Consider the following 2,529-nt stretch of genomic DNA (forward strand, 5'->3'; position numbering starts at 1 on the left):
CCGCGGTGCGTGAGGTGCTGGAGGGCTGCTAGCCGCTCAGGCCGGACTTCTCCTCGACCACCCCCCGGGCGGTGGCGAGGAGTTCCTCCTGTCCCAGGAGTCCAGAGGTGTCGCGGACCTCCACCGCGACACCTTCGCCCGGGGTCCAGAAGGCCTCCCTGTCTCCGCGCAGGCCCGGGGCTCCGTCGTCCCTGGTCAGGTCGGTGAGCTCCCAGGTGTCGGGATCGCGTTCGTGGTAGCGGGCGAGGAAGGTCCGGACCGCGTCCAGGTCGACGAACTCCTCGCCGCGCATCACCAGGACCTGGAGCACCACCTGGAATCCGCCGCCCTCCTTGGCCTGTTCCCAGGCCCGTGAGGTGAAGGCGACGTCCTCCCATTCATAGGAGAAGTCGGCCGCCGAGGCCTGTGCCCCGACCTGATCGGGCAGGTGCGTGACGGTGAATCCGTCCAAGGGTCCTCCTCGGGTTCCTGCGGCCGGCGCGGCCGCGGTGAGCACGAGCGCGAGTACGACGGCCAGGGCCGCCGGGGTCCACCTGGTCAGGGACATTGCGCCTCCACCGGTGGCCACGGGACCGTCCCGCGCCACCTTCTCCATCGTCGGTGCGGCGGCGGCCCGGTACCAGGGTGTCCTCGAACCTGTGGATAACTCCGGTCCGACACACCCTAGGCCCGAGTGGGTCGGTGCCCGGCCAGGTGCGAGTCGTAGAGGAACTCGGCGATCGCCAGTGAGGAGGTCGCCGCCGGTGAGGGCGCGTTGCGCACGCACACCACCCGACCGTGCGTGTCCACGTGGAAGTCGTCCAACAGGGATCCGTCCCGTCCGAGCGCCTGGGCGCGCACCCCTGCGGGGGCGGGGCGCAGGTCGGCGGTGGTGATCTCGGGCAGCAGTCGACGCGCCTGGGCCGCGAACACCGCTCGGGACGCCGAGACGATCGTCTCCCGTGCGCCCACCGCCCAGTGTCGGCGGGCCAGCCGCCAAAAACCGGGCCAGGTCAGGGTCCGGCCGAGTTCGCGTGCGCGCAGGTCCCGGGCGCGGTACCCCTCCAAGGCGGTGGCCAGGATCGCGTTCGGACCGGCCATGACCTCACCATGGATGTGGCGGGTCAGGTGCACCCCGAGGAAGGGGTAGCGGGGGTCGGGCACCGGGTACAGCAGGCCCCGGACCAGGTCACGGCGTTCGGGGACGATTTCGTGGTAGTGCCCGCGGAAGGGGACCACCCGGGGGTCGGGGTCGGCGCCGGCCATGCGCGCGAGCCGGTCGCTGTGCAGGCCGCCGCAGAGCACGACCTGGTCGAAGCGGTGTACGACCCGCTCTCCCTTGGGGTCTCCGGTGAGGACCTCGGCGCGGTCGGGGTCCTGGCGCAGGTCCAGGACGGGGGTGTTGAGCAGTACCCGGCCCCCGCCTCGACGGACGTCGTCGGCGAGCTGTTCGGCCACGGCGACGAAGTCCGTGATGGCGGTGGTGGGCGAGTGGAGTCCGGCCAGGCCGACGGCGTGGGGTTCGACGTCGCGGATGCCGTCGGGGCCCAGGCGGATGACACCGGGTACGCCGTTCTCCCGCGCTCTTCGTTCGACGTCGTCGAGGCGGTCCTCGTCCGCGGCGTCGACGGCGACCAGGAGCTTGCCGGCCTCTCGGTAGGGCAGGCCGTGCTCGGCGCAGTACTCGCGGAGCATGCCGACGCCGCGACGGCAGAGGGTAGCCTTCAAGGATCCGGGGCGGTAGTAGAGACCGGCGTGGACGACACCGCTGTTGTGCCCGGTCTGGTGCGCGGCGACCCGGTTCTCCTTCTCCAGGACGGTGACGCGGGTGCCGGGGCGGTGGAGGGTGATGTGGCGGGCCAGGGCCAGGCCGACGATTCCCGCTCCGATGATGCCGATGTGTTCGGGGCTGCGCATGGGCGCACGCTAGCAACACCCGAAGCGCTAGAGGGAACGCAGCCCGACGAGGACGGCGTGCAGGATGTCCTGACGTTCCAGTGGTCGCGAGGGGCCGCAGCATTGGAGTGCCCCTTCGGCGACCATGGCGGCGACCATGCCGCGGACCTGGCCGACCGGCAGGCGGATCTCGGCCGCGATCTCGGCGACGGTGCGGGCGCGCAGGGCGTGGTCGAGGATGGCCGCACGCTCGGGTCTGAGCCATTCCTCCGGGCCCGGGGTTCTGGCGGCCACGACCAGGGAGAGCAGGTCGAGGTCGACCGGACCACGCCCGGGCACGGTGTCCGGTTCCGCCGCGCCCGCGTCGATGGCGTAGGGGCGCAGGAACCGTTCGTTCTCCGCGGACTCTTCCGTGACCCGGCCCATAGAGGTCCCGGTTCGGTCGAAGGCGTCTCGTTCCGGACGGCGGGCGTGCCGGCCCTCAGCGTTCACTGTGTCCTCCTGGTGGCGTCCGGGTCGGGAGCGGTGCGATCCCGTGGGGGCCCGACGGACCGAGGTGGGTCTGTGGGCCCGAAGCGCCCACGGTCCACTGCGGCCCGGAGTGGCCGACCCCGTTCTGGGTGTGGCCGTTGACGGTGCCGGAGACGGTGAGCG

At 72.0% G+C, this 2,529-nt stretch carries 3 protein-coding genes; all 3 read right to left on the bottom strand.

What is annotated here, in order from left to right:
- Nucleotides 1–28: 28 nt before the first annotated feature.
- Nucleotides 29–547 carry a hypothetical protein gene (locus tag K8V84_RS13005; RefSeq protein ID WP_304074492.1) on the bottom strand — a complete coding sequence of 173 codons (519 nt, stop codon included), beginning with the start codon at nt 545–547 and terminating at the stop codon, nt 29–31.
- A 116-nt stretch (nt 548–663) separates the two neighbouring features.
- A complete protein-coding gene (gene lhgO / locus K8V84_RS13010; protein WP_304074493.1) occupies nt 664–1,896 on the bottom strand; it encodes an L-2-hydroxyglutarate oxidase in 1,233 nt (410 codons plus the stop codon).
- Between the two features lie 27 nt (nt 1,897–1,923).
- A complete protein-coding gene (locus tag K8V84_RS13015) occupies nt 1,924–2,367 on the bottom strand; it encodes a DUF742 domain-containing protein (RefSeq protein ID WP_304074494.1) in 444 nt (147 codons plus the stop codon).
- Between the last annotated feature and the right edge of the window lie 162 nt (nt 2,368–2,529).

Source organism: Nocardiopsis listeri (genome assembly GCF_020741345.1).
In the GTDB taxonomy this organism is placed as follows: Bacteria; Actinomycetota; Actinomycetes; order Streptosporangiales; family Streptosporangiaceae; genus Nocardiopsis; species Nocardiopsis listeri_A.

Coding starts and splice junctions, on each gene's coding strand:
- K8V84_RS13005 (WP_304074492.1), bottom strand. CDS start 547: ATGTCCCTGACCAGGTGGACCCCGGCGGCCCTGGCCGTCGTACTCGCG.
- lhgO (WP_304074493.1), bottom strand. CDS start 1,896: ATGCGCAGCCCCGAACACATCGGCATCATCGGAGCGGGAATCGTCGGC.